This is a genomic window from Nonomuraea sp. NPDC049129 (assembly GCF_040648495.1).
Classification (GTDB): domain Bacteria; phylum Actinomycetota; class Actinomycetes; order Streptosporangiales; family Streptosporangiaceae; genus Nonomuraea.
Window position 1 is genome coordinate 1 of sequence record NZ_JBEZDU010000003.1, and the last position, 19973, is coordinate 19973.

At 69.4% G+C, this 19973-nt stretch carries 23 protein-coding genes; 16 read left to right on the plus strand and 7 right to left on the minus strand.

Features of this window, described 5'->3' with window-relative positions:
- The 3 genes from trxA to AB0B64_RS09405 all read left to right on the plus strand — a co-directional run.
- Positions 1–273: thioredoxin (trxA, locus tag AB0B64_RS09395; protein WP_358176013.1), on the plus strand; the 273-nt coding region annotated here is incomplete at its 5' end.
- A complete protein-coding gene (locus AB0B64_RS09400) occupies positions 270–1925 on the plus strand; it encodes an FAD-dependent oxidoreductase (protein ID WP_358176016.1) in 1656 nt (551 codons plus the stop codon). The genes trxA and AB0B64_RS09400, both read left to right, overlap by 4 nt.
- A gap of 5 nt (positions 1926–1930) precedes the next feature.
- A complete protein-coding gene (locus tag AB0B64_RS09405; protein WP_357939083.1) occupies positions 1931–2380 on the plus strand; it encodes a DUF1931 family protein in 450 nt (149 codons plus the stop codon).
- A gap of 101 nt (positions 2381–2481) precedes the next feature.
- Here AB0B64_RS09405 and AB0B64_RS09410 read toward each other — a convergent pair whose 3' ends face one another.
- Both AB0B64_RS09410 and AB0B64_RS09415 read right to left on the minus strand, forming a co-directional pair.
- Positions 2482–3984, minus strand: a complete 1503-nt coding sequence (locus AB0B64_RS09410) for an alpha/beta hydrolase (protein WP_358176019.1) — start codon at positions 3982–3984, stop codon at positions 2482–2484.
- Positions 3985–4138: 154 nt separating this feature from the next.
- The gene (locus AB0B64_RS09415; protein ID WP_358176022.1) at positions 4139–5572 is read right to left on the minus strand and encodes an ATP-binding protein; all 1434 of its coding nucleotides are present in this window, start codon (positions 5570–5572) and stop codon (positions 4139–4141) included.
- A 137-nt stretch (positions 5573–5709) separates the two neighbouring features.
- On the opposite strand from AB0B64_RS09415, the gene AB0B64_RS09420 reads away from it, so the two are divergent.
- A complete protein-coding gene (locus tag AB0B64_RS09420) occupies positions 5710–6009 on the plus strand; it encodes a DUF6247 family protein (protein WP_357939077.1) in 300 nt (99 codons plus the stop codon).
- The gene (locus tag AB0B64_RS09425; protein WP_357652685.1) at positions 6006–6263 is read left to right on the plus strand and encodes a hypothetical protein; all 258 of its coding nucleotides are present in this window, start codon (positions 6006–6008) and stop codon (positions 6261–6263) included. The genes AB0B64_RS09420 and AB0B64_RS09425 overlap by 4 nt, the downstream gene beginning before the upstream one ends.
- Before the next feature lie 335 nt (positions 6264–6598).
- Here the strand turns inward: AB0B64_RS09425 and AB0B64_RS09430 are convergent, their stop codons facing one another.
- Both AB0B64_RS09430 and AB0B64_RS09435 read right to left on the minus strand, forming a co-directional pair.
- On the minus strand, positions 6599–7066 hold the full coding sequence (locus tag AB0B64_RS09430) for an NUDIX domain-containing protein (RefSeq protein WP_357939075.1): 468 nt from the start codon (positions 7064–7066) through the stop codon (positions 6599–6601).
- A gap of 12 nt (positions 7067–7078) precedes the next feature.
- Complete coding sequence (locus tag AB0B64_RS09435) at positions 7079–7795, minus strand: XRE family transcriptional regulator (protein ID WP_357939073.1); 717 nt, start codon at positions 7793–7795, stop codon at positions 7079–7081.
- 199 nt (positions 7796–7994) lie between these two features.
- Between AB0B64_RS09435 and AB0B64_RS09440 the strand changes: the two genes are divergently transcribed.
- The 4 genes from AB0B64_RS09440 to AB0B64_RS09455 all read left to right on the plus strand — a co-directional run bounded on the left by AB0B64_RS09440 (position 7995) and on the right by AB0B64_RS09455 (position 9540).
- Entirely contained in the window at positions 7995–8402 is a 408-nt protein-coding gene (locus AB0B64_RS09440) for a hypothetical protein (protein WP_358176025.1), read from the plus strand.
- A 208-nt stretch (positions 8403–8610) separates the two neighbouring features.
- On the plus strand, positions 8611–8916 hold the full coding sequence (locus AB0B64_RS09445; RefSeq protein WP_357939066.1) for a DUF6247 family protein: 306 nt from the start codon (positions 8611–8613) through the stop codon (positions 8914–8916).
- 38 nt (positions 8917–8954) lie between these two features.
- Positions 8955–9158 (plus strand): hypothetical protein, encoded by a 204-nt coding sequence (locus AB0B64_RS09450; RefSeq protein ID WP_225299885.1) that lies wholly within the window; start codon positions 8955–8957, stop codon positions 9156–9158.
- Between the two features lie 109 nt (positions 9159–9267).
- A complete protein-coding gene (locus AB0B64_RS09455) occupies positions 9268–9540 on the plus strand; it encodes a transposase (RefSeq protein WP_358176028.1) in 273 nt (90 codons plus the stop codon).
- A 120-nt stretch (positions 9541–9660) separates the two neighbouring features.
- Here the strand turns inward: AB0B64_RS09455 and AB0B64_RS09460 are convergent, their stop codons facing one another.
- On the minus strand, positions 9661–10848 hold the full coding sequence (locus AB0B64_RS09460) for a HAMP domain-containing sensor histidine kinase (RefSeq protein WP_357939062.1): 1188 nt from the start codon (positions 10846–10848) through the stop codon (positions 9661–9663).
- A complete protein-coding gene (locus AB0B64_RS09465; RefSeq protein WP_357939754.1) occupies positions 10845–11501 on the minus strand; it encodes a response regulator transcription factor in 657 nt (218 codons plus the stop codon). Before AB0B64_RS09465 ends, AB0B64_RS09460 begins: the two co-directional genes overlap by 4 nt.
- Positions 11502–11653: 152 nt before the next feature.
- Here AB0B64_RS09465 and AB0B64_RS09470 point away from each other — a divergent pair, with 152 nt between their 5' ends.
- From AB0B64_RS09470 to AB0B64_RS09485, 4 genes are read left to right on the plus strand one after another with little or no spacing between them, the layout of a single operon-like run.
- Positions 11654–12181 (plus strand): hypothetical protein, encoded by a 528-nt coding sequence (locus AB0B64_RS09470; RefSeq protein ID WP_358176031.1) that lies wholly within the window; start codon positions 11654–11656, stop codon positions 12179–12181.
- Positions 12181–13308: a peptidoglycan-binding protein gene (locus AB0B64_RS09475; RefSeq protein ID WP_358176034.1), complete on the plus strand. Its 1128-nt coding sequence runs from the start codon at positions 12181–12183 to the stop codon at positions 13306–13308. Before AB0B64_RS09470 ends, AB0B64_RS09475 begins: the two co-directional genes overlap by 1 nt.
- A 26-nt stretch (positions 13309–13334) precedes the next feature.
- A complete protein-coding gene (locus AB0B64_RS09480) occupies positions 13335–14015 on the plus strand; it encodes an ABC transporter ATP-binding protein (RefSeq protein WP_358176036.1) in 681 nt (226 codons plus the stop codon).
- Positions 14015–15241 carry an ABC transporter permease gene (locus AB0B64_RS09485; RefSeq protein WP_358176039.1) on the plus strand — a complete coding sequence of 409 codons (1227 nt, stop codon included), beginning with the start codon at positions 14015–14017 and terminating at the stop codon, positions 15239–15241. Before AB0B64_RS09480 ends, AB0B64_RS09485 begins: the two co-directional genes overlap by 1 nt.
- Before the next feature lie 128 nt (positions 15242–15369).
- Here the strand turns inward: AB0B64_RS09485 and AB0B64_RS09490 are convergent, their stop codons facing one another.
- Positions 15370–16023 carry a TetR family transcriptional regulator gene (locus AB0B64_RS09490; RefSeq protein WP_358176041.1) on the minus strand — a complete coding sequence of 218 codons (654 nt, stop codon included), beginning with the start codon at positions 16021–16023 and terminating at the stop codon, positions 15370–15372.
- Positions 16024–16145: 122 nt separating this feature from the next.
- On the opposite strand from AB0B64_RS09490, the gene AB0B64_RS09495 reads away from it, so the two are divergent.
- Genes AB0B64_RS09495 through AB0B64_RS09505 form a run of 3 tightly spaced genes read left to right on the plus strand, consistent with a single transcriptional unit; the run spans position 16146 to position 19887 of the window.
- On the plus strand, positions 16146–16610 hold the full coding sequence (locus tag AB0B64_RS09495; RefSeq protein WP_358176897.1) for a 2Fe-2S iron-sulfur cluster-binding protein: 465 nt from the start codon (positions 16146–16148) through the stop codon (positions 16608–16610).
- Complete coding sequence (locus AB0B64_RS09500) at positions 16607–17593, plus strand: xanthine dehydrogenase family protein subunit M (RefSeq protein ID WP_358176043.1); 987 nt, start codon at positions 16607–16609, stop codon at positions 17591–17593. Before AB0B64_RS09495 ends, AB0B64_RS09500 begins: the two co-directional genes overlap by 4 nt.
- Positions 17590–19887: a xanthine dehydrogenase family protein molybdopterin-binding subunit gene (locus tag AB0B64_RS09505; RefSeq protein WP_358176046.1), complete on the plus strand. Its 2298-nt coding sequence runs from the start codon at positions 17590–17592 to the stop codon at positions 19885–19887. Before AB0B64_RS09500 ends, AB0B64_RS09505 begins: the two co-directional genes overlap by 4 nt.
- Positions 19888–19973 lie beyond the last annotated feature (86 nt).

Below are 19973 nucleotides of genomic sequence, written 5' to 3' on the forward strand. Positions count from 1 at the left end.
CCGGTCATCGTCGACTTCTGGGCGGACTGGTGCGGGCCGTGCCGGATGGTCACGCCCGCACTCGAACAGATCTCCCAGGACCTGGCCGGCCGCGTCAAACTCGTCAAAGTCGACGTGGACCGGTCGCCCCGCCTGTCCGAGCGCTTCACGATCAAGCACATTCCGATGCTCATGATGATGGTCCGCGGCGAGGTCGTCGCCCAGCGGGCGGGGGCCTCGCCCGCCCACGAGCTGCGCCGATGGGTCGAGGACGCGGTCAGGACGCGCACATGACGCCGGTCCCCGAGACGCCGGATCTATACGGCGCCTTCCCCCGGCTGAGCGAGGCGCAGCTCGCCGAGCTCTCGCCCCACGGCGAGCGCCGGGCCGTCTCGCTCGGCGACGTCCTGTTCAGGGAGGGGGAGCCCACCACGGAGTTCATCGTCGTGCTGAGCGGCAAGGTGGCCATGGTCGAGGGGCACGGCTCCGGCCCGGACGAGAAGACGATCGCCGTCCAAGGCCCGGGCCGCTTCCTCGGCGAGCTCAGCCTGCTCACCGGCCAGGCGGCATTCCTGACCGCCGTCGTCCAGGAGCCAGGCGAGGTGCTGGCCGTCCCGGCCGAGGAGGTGCGCGCGCTCGTGGCGCACGACCAGGCGCTCGGCGACCTCATCCTGCGGGCCTACCTGACCCGGCGGTCCCTGCTGATCGGGCTGGGCACCGGCTTCCGCATCATCGGCTCCCGCTATTCGGCGGACTGCAAGCGGCTGCGCGAGTTCGCCGCCCGCAACAGGGTGCCGCACCGGTGGATCGACCTGGAGGAAGACGAGGAGGCGAACGCGCTGCTGCGCGAGCTACGCATCCCGGCCGCGGACACCCCAGTGGTGATCTGGCGCGGCGACAAGGTCCTGCGCAGCCCGACCGTCGCCGAGCTGGCGAAGGCGATCGGCCTGCCCGCCCCGGTGCCCGGCGACGGCGTCTGCGACCTGGTCATCGTGGGCGCCGGCCCGGCCGGTCTGGCCGCCGCCGTGTACGGGGCCTCGGAAGGGCTGACGACCGTCGTACTCGACGCCGTGGCCACGGGCGGGCAGGCCAGCACCTCCTCCCGCATCGAGAACTACCTCGGCTTCCCCTCCGGCATCTCGGGCGCCGAGCTCGCCGAGCGCGCCGTCATCCAGGCGCGGAAGTTCGGCGCGGCGCTGACCGTCCCGGCCGAGGCGACCGGCCTGCAGCCGGACGACTGCTTCTACAGCGTCCTCGTCGAGGACGGCAACACCATCAAGGGCCACGCCGTGATCATCGCCACCGGCGCCCGCTACCGGAAGCTCGACGTCCCCGAGCTGGAGAAGTACGAGGGATCCGGCGTCTACTACGCGGCGACGCCCTTCGAGCTGCGCATGTGCAGCGACTCGCCGGTGGTCATCGTCGGAGGCGGCAACTCCGCCGGTCAGGCGGCACTCTACCTGGCCAGGAACGCCTCGTCGGTGCGGGTGCTCGTACGCGGCGACGACGTGCGCGCCAGCATGTCCCACTACCTCGCCGACGAGCTCGACCGCACGCCCGGCATCGAGATCATGCTCAACACCGAGGTACGCCAGCTCATCGGCGACGGCACGCTGACCGGCGTCCGCGTCCACAACCGGCGCACGGGGAAGTCCCTGGAGATCGCCACCAGGGCGATGTTCGTCTTCATCGGCGCCGACCCACACACCAAGTGGCTGGAGGGCGCCGTGCCGCTCGACGACCGCGGCTTCGTCATCACGGGACAGCGCACCACCTGGAACGCACTGCTTCCCCTGGAGACCGACCACCTGGGCGTCTTCGCCGTGGGCGACGTCCGCAGCGGATCGGTCAAGCGGGTCGCCTCCGCGGTAGGGGAGGGCGCCATGGCCGTACGCCTGGTGTACGAACGGTTCACCACCACAGAAAATCGACAGAGGAGACGGTGATCCACATGCCGGTCATGGCACACTCCAGGTTCGAGCGCTTCTTCCGCGCCGCCGCAGGACTCAACGTGGACAAGAACGACCTCAAGCGCTTCAACGACTTCGTCAATAGCAAGCTGTACGACATGCTCGTCGTCGCCGAAGCCGCGGCCAAGGAGAACAGGCGCGACATCATCCAGCCATGGGACCTGCCCATCACCAAGGGCCTGCAGGAGAACATGCACGGCTTCCGCGACCTCGACGAGGAGCTGGAGCTGACGCCGATTTTGGAGCAGCTCACCGCGCTGCCGCCGCTCGACCTGTCGCTCAGCGTGGACGCCGAGGCCCGGCTGCCGGCCGTGGCGGGCGGGCTGTCCATGGCGCTCGCCCAGGCGTTCAAGATCGTCGAACCCGATCTCAAGAACCCCTCCAGCGAGCACTGGGAGCGCATGACCCGGCTGTTCGGCCTGCTCCTGTGAGCGTGACGCGGCAGGGCGAGCGACCACCGGGGACCCTACCGATCTTCAGCAGCCGGCGATGGTCGAGGGCGGCGTGGCCGTGCGCGACGGCGAGGCCCTTGCTACTCGACCAGGAACTGCTGTACACCTGATGGCGATCGGTTCAGCCCGACGGCGGGCGGGGGGATCGCGGGGCAGCGGCTTCCCGCGGCGGTGGGCACGGTCAGCGAGATCAGGTAGCGGTCCATCGCGCCTGTGACGCAGTCGCTACGGCCATAGACGCCGTGCCCCCAGCCCTCGTAGGTGAGCAGCGCCGCCTCGCGCCCTATCTGGCCCGCCACACCGGCCGCCCACAGGTAGCTGGTGGCGGGATCGTAGAGCGCGTTGGCCACCAGGATGGGCGGTGTGCCGTCAACGTTCAAGCGGTGTTGAGGGTTAGGGATCGGCGTGGGCCAGTCCAGGCATGCGGCGATCGCGTACAACGCGGCGGGGTTGTAACGCATGTCCGGCGCAAGGGCGCGCTGGCGATCCAGGCGCGCGGCGTACTCGCGGTAGTCACGGACGGGAAAGGAGAAGTCCTGGCAGAAGACCGCCCGCGGGAACGGCGACAGCTCCTCGGCCTGGCTTGCCTCGCCCGACGGCGTCTTCGCCGCAGCCGCGGTGTCCGTGGCCAGCAGGGACTCGGCCAGTTCCGTCCAGTACGGCCCGTAGAAGGCGCCGAAGGCCTGGTCGATCAAATCCCAGCTGGTGAGTGGAATATCCGGCTGTCCTGGCTGGTGTAGTTCGCCGCGGTCGGCGCGGGCCAGGAGTTTCGCCCAGAAGGCGCGCACGTCCTTGCCGTGCAGCGGGCACGTCGCGTTCTTGGCGCACCAGTCGGCGAACTCGTCGAAGGCGCTCTCCGCGTTGATGGCGGCGGTGTCGAGGTAGGCGCCGGTGCCCAGGCTGTGGTCGAAGTTGCTGTCGAGGACCAGTGCCCGCACTCTGCCGGGATATCGCTCGGCGTACTGCTGGCCGATCAGCGTTCCGTACGAGACCCCGTAGAACGTCACCCGCTCCTCATCCAGCGCGGCGCGGATGGCCTCCAGATCACGCACCACGCTCACCGTGCTGACATGGTCGAACAGCGGCCCGGTCCTGGCCTCGCAGTCCTCGCGGAGCCGCTTGTTGTAGGCGATGCGGGCCTCGAAGTCGGCCTGGCTCCTCATGAGAGTGTCCGGCATCGCGCGCAGCAGGGCGCTGGAGCACACGACGGGATGGCTGCGTCCCACCCCGCGCGGGTCGAAACCGACGATGTCAAAGCTTTTCGTGAGCTCGGCGCTCAGGAAACGATCCGAGAAGAGGGCGAAATCCACGCCCGAGACGCCCGGGCCACCGGGGTTGACCACCAGCGAGCCGATCCGCTTCGTGGCGTCGGTGGCCTTGCGCCTGGCCAATGCCAGGTCAATGGTGCCGCTCCCGGGCGTGGCCCAGTCGATGGGCACGGTCAGGGTGCCGCACTCGGCGGTGGCGTCCTGATCGCACGGCTGCCAATCGATCCCCGATGTCCGCGCGGCGGCCGGCGCGGTGGGCATCAGGAGGACCGCGAGCAAGGTCAGTGCGAGAGCCGGCAGGAGTGATCTTCGCATAGCGTCCCGTCGTCGAAGGGTTTCTGACCGACGACTGTGATCGATTCGCCATAACCAGGGCGTAACCACCTGGCTTCTATCGGCGAATCCGTACGCTGACCTGCGCGTTAGAGGCTAAAGCGCCGCACAGGACACGACCGTTGCAAGCTGGCGATCAACCGTAGAGGTCGTCAAGTGTGATCAGGCGCACGTCGCTCCCTGGTTCGGCGCCGAGGTCCCGGGTGAACCCGGCGCCCGAATAACACGTGAGCACCGTGTCGCGGGTGTCGTACCCCTTTGCCGTGAGCAGATCGCGCGCGCGCCGGAGCCGGGCCACATGCTCGGCTCCCATGACCATGTCCCACTTGACCTCGCCCAGTGAGAGAACCCGTCGCGGGCGTCCGTGATCCGCGGGCGCCAGAACAGCGACATCGACCTGGATCTGCGTGCGATTGGCGGGATCGGGTACGACTCCACTCCCCACCTCACCGGCCGCGGTATCGGCATGCAGGGCGTACTCGCGGCAGAGCATCTCGACATGGGGGCCGACGACCTGCGACAGGAAGCGTGCCCTGCTGCCCCGCCACACCGTCGCCGCGTCCCCGCGCTCCAACCGCGCCCACTCCCTGACCATGATCGCCTGATAGAACGTGATGAGCGGTTCGGCCACCCGGTAGTAGCTGCGGTTCGGCCGGAAGAGATCGCGCTCTTTGACCAGGAGATGGCTGTCTTCCAGGACGCGGAGCGGATGCGCGATCTCGTTGGACTTCCGCCCCACGTAGCCGGCGATTCCCCCTGACGTCGTGTTGCCGTCGGCGACGGCGGCAAGGACGGAGTGGTAGAGCGACGGGTCGCGGATCTCCGTCTCTTCCGCCAACAGGTAGCGGGCCTCCCTGAACAACGGGACCTCGGCGTTCAACACGGATCTGATCACCCAGTCGTCGAAATCCGCCGGCCCAGCCGGGACATCACCACGGACGAACTCCTTCCGGTAGGCCGGTGTCCCACCCACCACCGCGTGTACCTGGGCCGCCAGACGCGGGTCGCTGATCCCCCAAAAGCGGGCGGCCTGGCGGTAGTCGAAGGGCCTGATGACCATTTCCAGTCCCGCGCGTCCGCGTAGCGGAGCCGTACCGGACAACAAACCGCCCATCACCGACATCGCTGAACCGCAGAGCAGCACCCTGGCCGTGCTGGCGGCTCCGGAGCCGCCAGGACCCAACTCCCGCTGGATGATCGAGGGAAGCTCTGGGGATGCCTTGACAAGATACGGAAACTCATCAAAAACGACAGGCACCGCCCGATCGCGCACGACCCCGAAGAGGTAGGGGATGGCGTCGATCCAATCGCGGAAGGCCGGAACAGGCGCGCCGGTGAATCTGATCAGTTCGTCCGCGAAGAGGCGCAACGCCACCGCCTCCGTCACCTCGAGCGCGGGGAAGTAGATGCCGCCCATGCTGCTCGCCAAGGCCTGCAGGAGATAACTCTTCCCTTGGCGGCGGCGGCCGCTCACCACACCGAGCCGAGCTCCCGGGCCCGCTTCCGAAGCGAACGAGACCAGGCCCGCCCACTCTCGCTCACGGCCGAACACATGCTGAGGCTTCCGCATGAGTCGAAGTATAGTTGACCGAACTATAGTTGACTCAACCGTACTTCACAAAAGCTACAGCGACAGGCGCGACTGGGGGTGACTGAGCGAGAGCATGATGGGCGCGCTTTCATGCTCGGGAAGATAGGTTGGTCGGTATGACCGCTCAGCCTGTGGAGCCCGTTGCGCGTCGTGATCCAGGTGAGGATCCGGCCGCGATCTTCGAGGCGCTTCCGCCGTCGCACCGTGCCCTGTTCCGGGCGGAGTACGACGAGGCTTTGGAGGCCGCGCACGACTTGGCCCGCTTCAAGCAGGTGCAGACGCTGTTGCGTCAGTGGCGCCTGCGTGCGATCGCCTACGCCCGTCCGGGCTACGAGGAAGCCGTCCAGGACGCTCTCCAGAACCGTACAGAGATGTTCACGCGCTACACCCCGCCGGAGTGGGAAGGCCGGGTGTGAGCTACAAGTTCGACGGTTTCCACGGACGCGCCCTCTACGAGCTGAACGGTCTTCCCGAGGAGGTCCGTGACGGCCCGCTGCTGGAGCGTCTTCTTGAACTCCTCCGCGATCCGTGGGACGCGGTCGCGGAGCGTCCTGGTCAGTCCGCGGTGAGGCACGCCTTCTTCGGAGATAACGGCCAAGGCATGATGACGTTCATCCTCGATGAGGAGACCCGGGCCTTGCGCATCATCGACCTCCTCTGGGCCGGCTGACCTCGCTGGAGCCGAAGTTGATCTGTTCGCTTTGGATGCTCGTGGACGTCCTTGATCCTGCTCGTCATCAAGGGCTCATCAGCGCCATGTCGGTTCCTTGAGAGTCTCTCTATATCGGTTATAGCTATTAGCTTCTTTCGCCGACGCGCTCGGTCGCGCGGGCAGGCCGTACGAGCTGCATGTCTTTCCCGAGGGCAAGCACAGGCTCGGGCTCGCCCAGAGCGACCTGGCCGCGTCCACCTGGCCAAGCCTCTGCGCCACCTGGCTCGCCGACCAGGGCTTCGGACCGCGCCCCTAACGTCGTACGGGACACGACCGTTCCGAGCTGGCTTAGCTCAATCGACGTGGGAATGCCTCTGCTCCAGGTAGTCGTTGAGCTGCCGCCACTGAGTCGGATGAATGTCCAGCATGCGCAACTCGCCCGGCTCGACCCACCGCACGTCGCTCGCCTCATCATTGGCCTCGGGCCGGCCGCCGACCGGACGGGCGATCAGCATGACCTCGTACTCCTGGCGGACCTCCCCATCCGTGTAGGCCACGATGTGGCCGGGGTCGGAGTAGATTCCGAGGATGCCGACCGGCTCGACACGAACGCCGGTCTCCTCCTCGGTCTCCCGCACGGCGCACTGCGAGGGCGTCTCGCCGATCTCCATCTTGCCCATCGGCAACGCCCACTGACCGGTGTCCCGCCGGCACTGCATGAGGATGCGGCCCGCGTCGTCCACAGTGACCGTCCCGCAGGCCGGCACCAGGCTGTTCGCCTTCGGGGCGTTCGGGTCGTTCCAGTACTCGACTCGTCCCATGTGGGATGCCTTTCAGATCTCCGCGCCGGACCACGGAACGGCTCCGGCCCAGACTCGCTCGAACGATGACATGTAGTGGTCGGCTATCGTCCCGCCGTCGAGGCGGCGGAAGTGAAAGGTCGGGTTTGCCGACGCCGGTTCGCCGTACGCGTGCGGGTTGACCAGGATGTCATCGTCGTAGCGGAACAGCGAGGCATACAGTGTCGTGGAGTGAAGCCGTATCTCGCAGCCATCCAGGTCGGGCAGCGCCCGGTAGTACGTCAGGGATGAGCGGATCTTGGCGGCCAGCGTTCCGCCGAGTCCTTCCTCGCGATCTCGCGTCTCCACAGACTGTGCGCTGGGGTCGCCGAAGCACAACCTGACGGCAACACCACACCGCGCGATCTCAATCAGCAATCGGGCGATCTTGGGTTGTGTCTGAGCGTAGAACGTCCCTGAGAAGACCAGGACGTCCACCCGCTCCTGAGCGTCGGTGAGGAGCCGTAGCCACAGCTCACGAGGCACGCTGGCGCGGTCGGGGAAGACCTCTACGAGTTCCGACCGGTTCGCCCTGCCCCGGCGCGCCTCGCTGCTTTCCAGCACGTCAGGCCACAGGTACGTCTCGTCAGCGGTCAGCAGTTTCGCCGCCGCCCACCTGTGCCGACGGTGTGGAACCCGGCCTGTGTTGATCCAGCGTTCGACCGTCTTGGGTTCGACGCCACACGTCTCGGCCAGGCCCTCCAGGGCCACCCCGTGGCGAAGCATTGCTGTGCGTAGCCGCTCGTTCACGCATTCCATTGGACGCGAACGTCCGGGACGTTTCAAGGCCGTCTTGGGACGTTTCTCGGTGGCTCAACACGTCCCGACAACGGGCTGCGGCGAAGTTCAAAGGTCCCGTCGGCCTGGCTTCACTTGGCGTACTGGCACCGAAGTCACTGGAGGTAGGTGGATGTACCCACAGCACGCGCGGCCCGGCCCTGAGGTCATTACGTCGCTGGACGCGGCTGAGCAGTTGCAGCGGGAGTTAATCCACCTGAACGTCCCTGGCGACGTACACGACGGCTACGGGATCGCGCTCGTCTCCGTGTGGGTCGGGCTCGTCGTCTGGTGTCACCATGACGGGTTCTGGTGGCGTACGGGCTGGGAGCCGAACCGGAAGCGCGCCTTGCAGCAAGTGCTCAGCAGGTTCCCCGGATGGCAGATCATCGGCATGGCCGACGGCTGGGTCGCGATCCGCGAAAACCTCGTGCCCAGAGACAGCGGGCTGTCGAATGTCCGTTGCGGGGCGACCTTGGAGGAACTGACCGGAAACCTTCAGGCCGAGAGCAGGCTCCAGAGTCGCGTCAAGCTGCAGTAAGCCGGTGATTCGATGGCAACCCGACCTCCGGAGCGCAAGGCCTGGCTATGGGGGCACAGTCCTCACGGAAGGCGGCGGTGGCGGAATGAGCTTGCTCCTCATGAATCCCGGGAGCTGATCGACAAGGCGTCTGCCCCCTGTAGTGGAGTGACCTCTCAGATGGTGCGGATTCTGGGGCGCGAGGGGAGCCGACGGGTAACGTGGGGGGATGAGCGCGCAGCCTGTCCATGATCCTCGGTACGACCCGGAAGCGATTCTTCGGGCGCTGCCGGAGAAGTGGCGTCCGGTGTTCCTGGCCCAGTATCACGAGGCGTGGGAGGCAGCTCGTGAGCCGGGTGAATACCATCGCCTGCCCGAGGTCCTCAACCTGTGGTGGCTGAACTCGATCGCCTTCTCCGATCCCACCTACGATCAGCGTGCTGAGGAGGCGGCCCGGGGCGCAGGCGAGGTCATGGCGTTTGAGGAGGCGATTCCCGACTGGGAAGAGCGCCTGGCTCGGGCGCGGCGTACGTGAGCTTTCGCCCGGTTCTGTCTTCTTCGGCGGTGGCGAGGATGAAGGACTTCCCCGATGCTGCCCTGACGGCTCTGGTTGAGCGGACGGCCGATCTGCTGGAGGAGCCGTGGGATGCGCAGGTGCTGTATCCCGGACGTACGGATTACCGGCAGGCCACCTTTGGTGATTACGGCCTGCTTCACTTCCACGTCGATGAAAAAGCTGAGCTGATCACCATCTACGAGTTGGTCTGGGCTGGTTGATCAGCTGGATTGCCGGGCGACAAAGTGAGTGACGGCAGCAACCGTGAGATGCCCAGCAGATTCCGGACAGTCGGCTACAAGCTGACAGAAGTCTGGAAGAGGTGGGTACGTGACGAGGCGTCGTAGGCAGTTCTCGCCGGAGTTCAAGGAAGAAGCCATTCGCATGGTGCTGGAGGGTGAGCGGACGGTCGCGTCGATGGCGGCCGTGGTGAGCATGCGCCGACTCAACGAGTTGGAGGAGGCGGGGGCCGATCTGCGTGATTTGGCGCTTGTACTTGCCCGGTCGGTCACGGATACGGGAGAGCGAGTCTCGCTCGATGAGGTAATCGCCGCTTTCGGGCATACTCGCGAGTCGCTGGCCGCCCTCCCGGACGACGAGTGATGTGACAGGTGTCCGACGTCGTCTTCACGTCGCCGGCGGTCGATGATCTCCGGCGCATCGGCCCAGATGCGTGGAGCATTGCCTACTGCTCCGGGCAGTGCCCAGTGAGCGGGCACGGGTCTAGTGGTGGGCCGGGCTCTGGCGTGGCAGGGTGGCCGTCACGATCAGGCCGCCGCCTTCGCGGGGACGGGCCGAGACCTCGCCGCCGTGCGCGAGCGCGATCGAGCGCACGATGGACAACCCCAGCCCCGCGCTCTTGGCCGTGACCACGCGTTCGGGGCCGAGCCGGCGGAAGGGCTTGAACAGCGTCGGGATCTCGTACGGCGGCACGGCGGGCCCGGTGTTGCTGACCTCCACCTCGACGCGCCCGTCATACGCGATGCGGCTGGCGGCCCGCACCCAGCCGGTGCCGTCGTCGATGTTGTGCCGGATCCCGTTCTCGACCAGGTTGTGCACCAGCCGTTCGAGTAGGAGCGCGTCCCCGCTGGTCGGCGCGGGGCCGGCCGCCTCGTGCAGGGTGATCTTCGACTCCGTGGCCTCGGCGGTGGCCTGCGCGATCACGTGGCTCACCACGTCGGCCAGATCCACGGGTGACCGATCGCCGATCTCGTGCTCGGCGCGGGCCAGGAGCAGCAGCCCGGAGATGAGCCGCTCATGCCTGGCGTTGATCTCCAGCAGGCTCTCGCCGAGCTGCTTGACGTCGGCCGAGGCCGTACGGCGGTGCATGGCCAGCTCCACCAGCGCGCGGTTCAGCGTCAGCGGGGTGCGCAGCTCGTGCGAGGCGTTGGCGACGAACCTGCGCTGCCCGTCGAAGGAGTGGTCGAGCCGTTCGACCATGGTGTCGAAGGTGTCGGCCAGCTCCTTCACCTCGTCGGCCGGGCCGTTCAGCGCGATCCGCTCGTGCAGGCCGCGCTCGGCGACCGGCGCGGCCGCGATCCGCCGCGCGGTCTCGGTCACCTGGCGGAGCGGCGTGAGCACCCGTCCGGCGACCAGCCACCCCACACCCGAGGCCGCGCCGCCGACCACGACCAGCGCGATCGCGCCCTGGGTGAGCAGCGAGGTGGTCGCGGCGCCGCGTAGCAGGCTCTGCTGCTGCTTCATCCAGTTCATGGCCTTGTCGCCGTCCAGCGAGCCCGTGTTGGTGTCCAGCGAGCCGGGACCTCCGCCTCTGACGATGATGGATACCGTCTTTTGCTCGAGCTGCTGGTTGAACAGCAAGTACGTGACGCCGAGCAGCGTCAGTCCCGCGACGAAGAACAGCGTGCTGTACACAAGGGTGAGCCTGCTGCGGAGCGTGGGAGTGGTCATGGAATCTGGTACCCCACTCCCGACACGGTCTCCACGACCGGCGGCTCGCCGAGCTTGCGGCGCAGCTTGAGGATGGTCAGGCGGACCGCGCTGGTGAACGGGTCGGCGTGCTCGTCCCACGCCTTCTCCAGCAGGTGTTCGGCGGGCACCACGGCCCCGTCGGCGAGCAGCAGCTCGGCCAGCACGGCGAACTCCTTCTTCGACAGCGGCACGTACCTGCCGTTCCTGAACACCTCCCGGCGAGCGGGATCGAGGGTGATCCCCGCGCGCCGCAGCACCGGCGGCGCGGCCGGACGCGAGCGCCGCCCGAGCGCCAGGACGCGGGCCGCGAGCTCGGGGAACGCGAACGGCTTGGCCAGGTAGTCGTCGGCGCCGAGGGAGAGCCCGGTCACCCGGTCGCCGATCTCGGCGGCGGCGGTGAGCATCAGCACCCGCGCGGTCGACGCGGACTCCACCAGCTCCCGGCAGACGTCGTCACCATGGACGAGCGGCAGATCACGGTCCAGGACGACCACGTCGTAGTCGTTGACCGCGATGCGCTCCAACGCCGCCTCCCCGTCGTGCGCGGTGTCGACCGCGTGCGTCTCCTCGCGCAGCCACTCGGCTATCGCGTCGGCGAGCATGCGCTCGTCCTCGACCACCAGCACCCGCATCGCGCCCTCGTCCCCTTCGGTCATGTACTGGGGCGATCGTGCCGGTTGCGCTGTTTGTTCGGCGTTAGCACCCATGGAAACGCCGGGGAAACGGCGTGCGCTGTTGGCTTCCGTCTCGTACAGCCGATCTGCCAAAGCAGAAAGAGAAGACCATGAGACGACGAGGCATCCTGGCCGCGATCCCGCTCGCACTGACGCTGGCCCTGGCGGGCTGCGGCGCGAACGACCCGGCGGGCTCCGACGTGGCATCGGTGAGCAGCGGCAAACCTGCCGCCGCCCCCAGCGCCTCGGCCAGCGTGGACCGGGCGGGGATGGGGCTCAAGTTCGCCCAGTGCATGCGCGAGAACGGCGTCCCCATGGACGACCCCGAGCCCGGCAAGGGAGTCCTGCTCAAGATGGACAAGAGCATCTCCCCGGAGACGGCGCGGAAGGCGCAGGAGGCCTGCAAGGAGTACGCGCCGAACGGCAGTGGCCCGGGCGGGAAGGTGGACCCCAAGATGGCCGAGCAGATGCGCAAGTTCTCCCAATGCATGCGGGACAACGGCGTCGAGGCCTTCCCCGACCCTGACGGCGGCGCGCTGCGCATGACCGGTGAGGCCGGCGACGACCCGGACTTCAAGGCCGCGCAGGAGAAGTGCTCGAAGGAGTTCCTGCCCCAGATGGGCCAGGGCGGCTCCTGATGTCCACAGCCACCCTCGACGACAAGGCGGCGGCGGGCGGGGATCGCCCGCGCCGCCGCCGCGGGCGCGGCAGGCGGGTCGCGGGCCTGCTCCTCGCGCTCGCCGTCATCGGTACGGCCGGCGCGGCCGTGAACGGCATGGGCCTCCTGGGCGGCGACCGGGCGGCGGGCAAGACGGCCGGCGCCCTGCCGCCCGCCACCACCACGGTGACCAGGCAGACGCTGCTCGACACGCGAGAGGCCGACGGCGACCTCGGTTACGGACCGACCACCACGGCGGTGAGCAGGAAGCCGGGCACGGTCACCTGGCTGCCGGACAGCGGTGACACGGTCGGCAGGGGCAAGTCCCTGTACCGGCTCGACGCCAAGCCGGTGGTGCTGATGTACGGCACCACGCCCGCCTACCGCGACCTGCGGATCGGCACCGAGGGCAAGGACGTCGAGCAGCTCGAACGCAACCTCAAGGCCCTCGGCTACGACGGCTTCACCGTCGACGACGAGTACACCGACTCCACGGCCGACGCGGTCAGAGAATGGCAGGAGGACCGCAACCTCGACGAGACCGGCGTCGTCGAGCTCGGCCGGGTCGTCTTCGCCGCCGGCAAGGTACGCGTGGACAGCCTGGAGGCCCAGGCCGGCCAGCCCACCGCGCCGGGCCAGAAGGTGCTCTCCTACACCGGCACCGACAAGGTGATCACCGTCAAGCTGGAGACGGAGGACCAGCGGGTGGCGAAGAAGGGCGCCAAGGCATCGGTCACGCTGCCCGACGGCAAGACCGTGTCCGGCAAGGTCACCGAGGTCGCCACCGTCATCGAACCGGGCGACGGGCAGGGCGCGGAGCCCGAGACGCGGGTGGAGGCGCTGGTCTCCCTCGGTAAGCAGCGGGCCGCCAAGGGACTCGACCAGGCCGCGGTGGACGTGACCTTCACGGCGTCGAAGCGCAAGAACGTGCTGACCGTGCCGATCGCCGCGCTCGTGGCGCTCCAGGAAGGCGGGTACGGCGTGGAGGTCGTCGAAGGCGGCAAGTCCCGATATGTCGGTGTGAAGACAGGTCTGTTCTCTGGCGGCCGGGTCGAGATCTCCGGCGACGGCCTCACCGAGGGCATGAGCGTCGGGATGCCCCGATGATGGCCTTTTCACCGACCTCATTTCCGATGATCTCCCTGACTGACGTCACCCGCTCCTATCCCGGCGGCGTCACCGCGCTGGACAAGGTGTCCCTGGAGATCGAGCGCGGCGAGCTCGTCGCGATCGTCGGCGCGTCGGGCTCGGGCAAGTCGACGATGCTCAACGTCGTCGGCACCCTCGACCGCCCGTCCTCGGGAACCGTCCGCATCGACGGCTACGACGTGGCGAAACTGTCGGACGGCCGGCTCTCCGCACTGCGGGCCACCCGCATCGGCTTCGTCTTCCAGCACTTCCACCTCGCCGCCAAGGTCCCGGCGATCGACAACGTGGCCGACGGCCTCGTCTACACCGGCATCGGGCGCGCCGAGCGACGGCGGCGGGCCGCGACCGCGCTGGAGCGGGTCGGGCTCGGTCACCGCCTCGATCACGAGCCGCACGAGCTGTCCGGCGGCGAGCGGCAGCGCGTGGCCATCGCCAGGGCCGTGGCGGGTGATCCCCCGCTCCTCCTGGCCGACGAGCCGACCGGCGCCCTGGACTCCGTCTCGGGCGCCGGGGTGATGGACCTGCTGCACGACCTGAACGCGGCCGGCACCACCATCGTGATCATCACGCACGACCGGGAGATCGCCGCGAGCCTGCCCCGGCAGGTACGGATGCGCGACGGCCAGATCGTCGCCGACTCCGCGGCCGAAGAGAGAGTGGCCTGATGGCGGCCGTCGTCGAGCACGCGGGACTGCCGAAGCTCACCCCGGCCAGGATGCGCTCGGGCGATGTGCTGCGGGTCGGCGCCGTCGGCCTGCGGACCCGCCCGCTGCGGGCCTTCCTGTCCGCGCTCGGCATCGCCATCGGCATCGCGGCCATGATCGGCGTGGTCGGCATCTCATCCTCGTCGGGAGCCGAACTCGACCGCACGCTCTCGGCTCTCGGCACCAACCTACTCACCGTCTCCTCCGGGCAGACGCTGATGGGCGAGCCGGCCAAGATGCCGGTCGAGGCGGAGGCGATGATCGAGCGGATCGGGCCGGTCCAGGCCGTCTCGGCGGCCGGGAAGGTCAGCGCGGCCAAGGTCTACCGGTCGGAGGAGGTGCCCAAGGCGCAGACCAACGGCATCAACACCTACGCCGCCCGGCTCGACCTGCCGGCCACGGTGGGCGCGACGCTGCGCAGCGGCACCTGGCTCAACGCGGCCACCCAGCGCTACCCGGCCGCGGTGCTCGGGTCGAGCGCGGCCCAGCGGCTCGGCGTGGGCGCGGCGGGGCCGGACACGCAGGTGGTCGTGGGCGGCAAGCGGTTCACGGTCGTCGGCGTACTCGACCCGGTGCCGCTCGCCGACGAGCTGGACACCGCGGTGCTGGTCGGCTGGCCCGTCGCGGAGGCGGAGCTGGACTTCGACGGGTACCCGACGACCCTCTACACCCGCGCGGAGGAGTCGAAGCTGGAGAACGTACGCTCGGTGCTGGCGGGCACGGCCAATCCAGAGGCGCCCAACGAGGTCGACGTCTCGCGGCCGTCCGACGCGCTGGCCGCCAAGCAGGCGACCAGCCAGGCGTTCACCGGGCTGCTGCTGGGCGTCGGCGCGGTGGCGCTGCTGGTCGGTGGGGTCGGGGTGGCCAACACCATGGTCATCTCGGTGCTCGAACGGCGCTCCGAGATCGGCCTGCGCCGCTCGCTCGGCGCGACGCGCGGGCAGATCCGTACGCAGTTCCTCGCCGAGTCGCTGCTGCTCTCGGCGCTCGGCGGGGCGGGCGGGGTGCTCCTCGGCACCGGCGTCACCATGGGGTACGCGCTGTACCAGGGGTGGCCCGCGGTGATCCCCGCGTGGGCGACGGCCGGCGGGCTCGCGGCCACCCTGGCCATCGGCGCCGTCGCCGGACTGTACCCGGCGATCCGCGCCTCCCGCCTCTCCCCGACCGAGGCACTCGCCACACCCTGACCTGCCCACCCTGACCCGCGCCGCCCTGACCCGCCCAGCACCGCCAACCAGACGGCGGCCCGCTCGGCGCGGTCAACCCGGCGCGGTCAACCCGGCGCGGTCAACCCGGCGGGTCAGCGCTGTGCGGGTCAGCGCTGTGCGGGCAGTCCGGCAGCGAGGGCGGCGAGCATGCGCTTCATCGTCGGCTGGAACGGCAGGCAGCGGGCGGCGATGTCGGGGTCCTGGGCGTAGAGCTCACGCAGGGCGGGCGGCGGGTTCGACATCGGGAAGAGCGTGCCCGCCAGCGCGGCGGCCGCCCCGGCCAGCTCGACCCCCTCACCGGTGGTCAGGCCGGGGTAGGCCAGAGCGACGCGCGCTCCCAGGTCGTCGATCGCGCTGTGCACGGCCCGCTTGAAGGCACGAGCCGCCGGGACCGAGATGTTGTGCTCCAACGTGATCGAGACGTGGCCCAGCAGGTCGCAGAAGAGCGTTCGCTCGGCCAGCGTGTCGGTCAGCGCGGCAACCACGTCGTCCGGACCGGCGGCCGTGGCGAGCCGGGCGGCGACCTCGTCCGCCCAGCCGATCCACTCCTCGACGGTGAGTTCGAGGTAGATCTCCTCCCGGGTCCCGAAATATCGCACCACGTTGGACTTCGCCAGTCCGACCGCCGCCGCGACCCCGCCCAAGCTGACGTTGCGAACCCCTGATTCAGTGGCAAGCCGACGAGCGGCGGCGAGGATCTCCTCGCGCCGCTGCTGCTTGTGCTCCGGGCGCCTGGCCCGGAGAAACGCCGATCGCGTCATGGTTGAGCCAAGCATACGAGCAAGATAAGGAAACGTCGTCCTCTTGTTAAGATTACACCGTCCTGTTAACGTCGCCCTCAACTGACGCGCATCATTCGGAGGGCAATGTGGTCACGCTGCGGATGCGGGTGAACGGCGTAACCCGTTCGCTCGAGCTCGAACCATGGGTCAGCCTGCTCGACGCGCTACGCGAGCACCTCGGCCTGACCGGCACGAAGAAGGGCTGCGACCAGGGCGCCTGCGGCGCCTGCACGGTGCTGGTCGACGGCGAGCGGATCAACTCCTGCCTGGCCCTCGCGGTGCAGTACGAGGACCGCGACATCACCACCATCGAGGGGATCACGCACCCGATCCAGCGGGCGTTCATCGAGCACGACGGCTTCCAGTGCGGTTACTGCACCTCCGGCCAGATCTGCTCGGCGATCGGCATGCTGGCCGAGCACGGGGCGGGGATGCCCAGCGCGGTCACCGAGCCCGGCGCCACCGGGCTGTCGGAGGCCGAGATCAGGGAGCGCATGAGCGGCAACCTGTGCCGCTGCGGCGCGTACAACGGGATCGTCGACGCCATCAAGGAGGTCGCACGATGAAGCCGTTCGCGTACGTCAGCGCGCCCGACGTGGCGACGGCCGTCCGCGCGATCGCGACGGAGCCCAACGCGAAGTTCCTCGGCGGCGGGACGAACCTCGTCGACCTGATGCGCGAGGACATCGAGCGGCCCGACACGGTGGTCGACATTACCCGGCTGCCGCTGACCGAGATCGAGGAGCTGCCCGGCGGCGGCGTGCGCGTCGGGGCGCTGGTGCGCAACAGCCACCTGGCCGCCCACCGGCTGATCAGGACCCGCTATCCGCTGCTGTCGCAGGCGCTGCTCGCGGGCGCGTCGGCGCAGCTGCGCAACATGGCCACGGTGGGCGGCAACCTGCTGCAGCGCACCCGCTGCCCCTACTTCTACGACGGCGCGTCGGCCTGCAACAAGCGCGTGCCCGGCAGCGGCTGCGACGCGATCGGCGGCTTCAACCGCAACCACGCGATCCTCGGCACGAGCGACGACTGCATCGCCACGCACCCCTCGGACATGTGCGTCGCGCTCGCCGCGCTCGACGCCACTGTGGAGGTGGAGAGCGTACGCGGCCTGCGTCGCGTGCCGATGGCCGACTTCCACCGGCTGCCCGGCGGCACGCCGCACCTGGAGACGGCGCTGGAGCCCGACGAGCTGATCACCGCGGTCGAGGTGCCGGCGCTGACGGCGCCCTCCTGCTATCGCAAGGTGCGCGACCGGGCCTCGTACGCGTTCGCCCTGGTGTCGGTCGCCGCGGCGCTGGAGGTCACGGACGGGGTCGTGTCGGAGGTACGGCTGGCGCTCGGCGGCGTGGCGGCCAAGCCGTGGCGGGCCCACCAGGCCGAGGCGGCCCTGCTCGGCGCCCCGGCCACGGAGGAGTCGTTCCGCCGGGCGGCCGAGGCGGAGCTGGAGCCGGCGGTCGGCCGGCCGGACAACACCTTCAAGATCGAGCTGGCCCAACGGACGATCGTGGCGACGCTGCGGCGGCTCAGCGACGGGAGCCTGGCATGACCACCACCACCGAGAAGCAGAGCCCGCCGCGCGAGCGGGCCGTGGGCCGGGGCATCGACCGGGTCGACGGCCCGGAGAAGACGACGGGCAAGGCCCGGTTCGCGGCCGAGTTCCCGTACCCGGACCTCGCCTACGCCGCCCTGGTGCACGCGACGGTCGCCCGCGGCCGGATCACCGGCATCGACGTCAAGGCGGCCGAGGCGGTGACGGGCGTCCTGTCGGTGCTCACCCATCTGAACGCGCCCGTGCTGAAGCCGGCGCCCGCGCGGAGCATGCTCGACCTGAGCACGATGGTCTCCGGCACCTCGGTCAATTACCTCAACACCGACGAGGTGCATTGGGACGGCCAGCCGGTGGCGGTCGTCGTCGCGGAGAGCCTGGAGGCGGCGCGGCACGGCGCGAGCCTGGTCGAGGTGACCTACCAGGAGTTCCCGGCCGTGGTGGACTTCGCCGCGGAGGAGGCGAACGCCAAGCCGCAGCCGAACAGCATCATGGGGCCGGGCAGCGCCAAGAAGGGTGACGCGGAGGCGGCCCTGGCGGTGGCGCCGGTCTCGGTGGACCTGCGCTTCACCACCCCGCCCCACAACCACAACGCGATCGAGCCGCACGCGACCACCGCCGTGTGGGACGGCGACCGGCTGACCGTGCACGAGGGCAGCCAGGCCATCTCCTGGATGCGCAAGCACCTCGCGGTCAGGTTCGGCATCCCCGAGCGGAATGTACGCATGACCTCCCCGTACGTCGGCGGCGGCTTCGGCGGCAAGGGCTCGATCTGGCCGGGCACGATCCTGACCGCGCTGGCCGCCCGGGCGACCGGCAGAGCGGTGCGGATGATGCTGACCAGGGAGGGCGTCTACCGCACGGTCGGCGGGCGCACGCCCTCGACCCAGCGCGTCGCGCTCGGCGCCGGCCAGGACGGCAGGCTGACCGCGCTGATCCACACCAGCGTCACCAGGACCGGAAAGGCGGGCGGCAATTCCGAGTCGGTGACCGAGGCGTCCCATCATCTCTACGACGCCGAGAACATCCTCGTTCAGCAGAAACTCGTCGAGATGGACCTGCTCCCCAACACGTTCATGCGCGCGCCCGGCGTGTCCATCGGCACGTTCGCGCTGGAGGCGGCGATCGACGAGCTGGCCGGCGAGCTCGGCGTCGACCCGATCGAGCTGCGGATGCGCAACGAGCCGGAGCGCAACCCGCTCGACGGCAAGCGCTTCGCGCACCGGAAGCTGCGTGAGGCGTACGCGCTGGGCGCCGAGCGGTTCGGCTGGGCCGAGCGCACGCCGGAGCCCGGCTCGATGCGCGACGGCAGGTGGCTCGTCGGCATGGGGGTGGCCACGGCCTACCACTCGTCGGTGCAGTTCACGGCCAACGTCACCGTGCGGCTCTCGGCCGATGGCACGGTCGTGGTGCGCTGCGGCTTCCACGAGATGGGCATGGGCGGCGCGACAGTGCAGGCGCAGATCGCCGCCGACGAGCTGGGCGTGCCGTTCGAGGCGGTCCGGGTGGAGTACGGCGACTCCGACCTGCCGACCGGGCCCATGGCGGGCGGCTCCGCGCAGACCGCGAGCGTCGCGGCCAGCCTGCTGTCGGCCTGCGAGAAGCTGAAGGGGTCGGTGCTGGCTCTGGCCCGGCGCTCCGGCGACTCGCCGTTGCGCGGACAGCGGCTGGCCGCGGTCGAGGCCAGGGACGGCGGGCTCTACCGGCGCGACCGGCCGGACGCCGGCGAGAGCTACGAGGCCATCCTGTCCAGGGCGGGCCGGCCGTCCGTCGAGGCGGCGATCGGCTCCGAATCGGGCCTCGGCGCGCTGGCCGGGCAGGTCAGGTTCATGGCGAAGTTCGTCAACGACCGGCGGCGCTGGGTCAAGGCCGCGAGCGGCGCCCAGTTCTGCGAGGTACGCGTCGATCCGGACACCGGCGAGGTACGGCTGTCACGCTGGCTCGGCGTGTTCGACGTGGGCCGGGTGATCAACGCGAAGACGGCGGCCAGCCAGCTCCGTGGCGGCATCGTGATGGGGATCGGCATGGCGCTGTCGGAGGAGACGCTCGTCGACCCGCGCAACGGGCGCGTCATGAACCCGGGACTGGGCGACTACCACATCCCGGTGCACGCCGACGTCCCGCCGATCGACATCCTCTATCTGGACGAGCCGGACCCGACCATGCCCCTGGGCCTGATCGGCATCGGCGAGGTGAGCATCACGGGCGTCGCCGGGGCCATCGCCAGCGCCGTCCACCACGCCACCGGCAAGCGCGTCCGCGACCTGCCGATCACGCTCGACAAGCTGCTCTGATCAATACCCCCTCCGGGGGAGCGGAAGAAACCGGTACGTCGCGGCTGAGGTCCCTCCGGGAGCGGAAGAAGCTGCCCCGGAGGGAT

Coding starts and splice junctions, on each gene's coding strand:
- AB0B64_RS09400 (WP_358176016.1), top strand. CDS start 270: ATGACGCCGGTCCCCGAGACGCCGGATCTATACGGCGCCTTCCCCCGG.
- AB0B64_RS09405 (WP_357939083.1), top strand. CDS start 1,931: ATGCCGGTCATGGCACACTCCAGGTTCGAGCGCTTCTTCCGCGCCGCC.
- AB0B64_RS09410 (WP_358176019.1), bottom strand. CDS start 3,984: ATGCGAAGATCACTCCTGCCGGCTCTCGCACTGACCTTGCTCGCGGTC.
- AB0B64_RS09415 (WP_358176022.1), bottom strand. CDS start 5,572: ATGCGGAAGCCTCAGCATGTGTTCGGCCGTGAGCGAGAGTGGGCGGGC.
- AB0B64_RS09420 (WP_357939077.1), top strand. CDS start 5,710: ATGACCGCTCAGCCTGTGGAGCCCGTTGCGCGTCGTGATCCAGGTGAG.
- AB0B64_RS09430 (WP_357939075.1), bottom strand. CDS start 7,066: ATGGGACGAGTCGAGTACTGGAACGACCCGAACGCCCCGAAGGCGAAC.
- AB0B64_RS09440 (WP_358176025.1), top strand. CDS start 7,995: ATGTACCCACAGCACGCGCGGCCCGGCCCTGAGGTCATTACGTCGCTG.
- AB0B64_RS09445 (WP_357939066.1), top strand. CDS start 8,611: ATGAGCGCGCAGCCTGTCCATGATCCTCGGTACGACCCGGAAGCGATT.
- AB0B64_RS09450 (WP_225299885.1), top strand. CDS start 8,955: ATGAAGGACTTCCCCGATGCTGCCCTGACGGCTCTGGTTGAGCGGACG.
- AB0B64_RS09460 (WP_357939062.1), bottom strand. CDS start 10,848: ATGACCACTCCCACGCTCCGCAGCAGGCTCACCCTTGTGTACAGCACG.
- AB0B64_RS09465 (WP_357939754.1), bottom strand. CDS start 11,501: ATGCGGGTGCTGGTGGTCGAGGACGAGCGCATGCTCGCCGACGCGATA.
- AB0B64_RS09470 (WP_358176031.1), top strand. CDS start 11,654: ATGAGACGACGAGGCATCCTGGCCGCGATCCCGCTCGCACTGACGCTG.
- AB0B64_RS09475 (WP_358176034.1), top strand. CDS start 12,181: ATGTCCACAGCCACCCTCGACGACAAGGCGGCGGCGGGCGGGGATCGC.
- AB0B64_RS09480 (WP_358176036.1), top strand. CDS start 13,335: ATGATCTCCCTGACTGACGTCACCCGCTCCTATCCCGGCGGCGTCACC.
- AB0B64_RS09485 (WP_358176039.1), top strand. CDS start 14,015: ATGGCGGCCGTCGTCGAGCACGCGGGACTGCCGAAGCTCACCCCGGCC.
- AB0B64_RS09490 (WP_358176041.1), bottom strand. CDS start 16,023: ATGACGCGATCGGCGTTTCTCCGGGCCAGGCGCCCGGAGCACAAGCAG.
- AB0B64_RS09495 (WP_358176897.1), top strand. CDS start 16,146: ATGCGGGTGAACGGCGTAACCCGTTCGCTCGAGCTCGAACCATGGGTC.
- AB0B64_RS09500 (WP_358176043.1), top strand. CDS start 16,607: ATGAAGCCGTTCGCGTACGTCAGCGCGCCCGACGTGGCGACGGCCGTC.
- AB0B64_RS09505 (WP_358176046.1), top strand. CDS start 17,590: ATGACCACCACCACCGAGAAGCAGAGCCCGCCGCGCGAGCGGGCCGTG.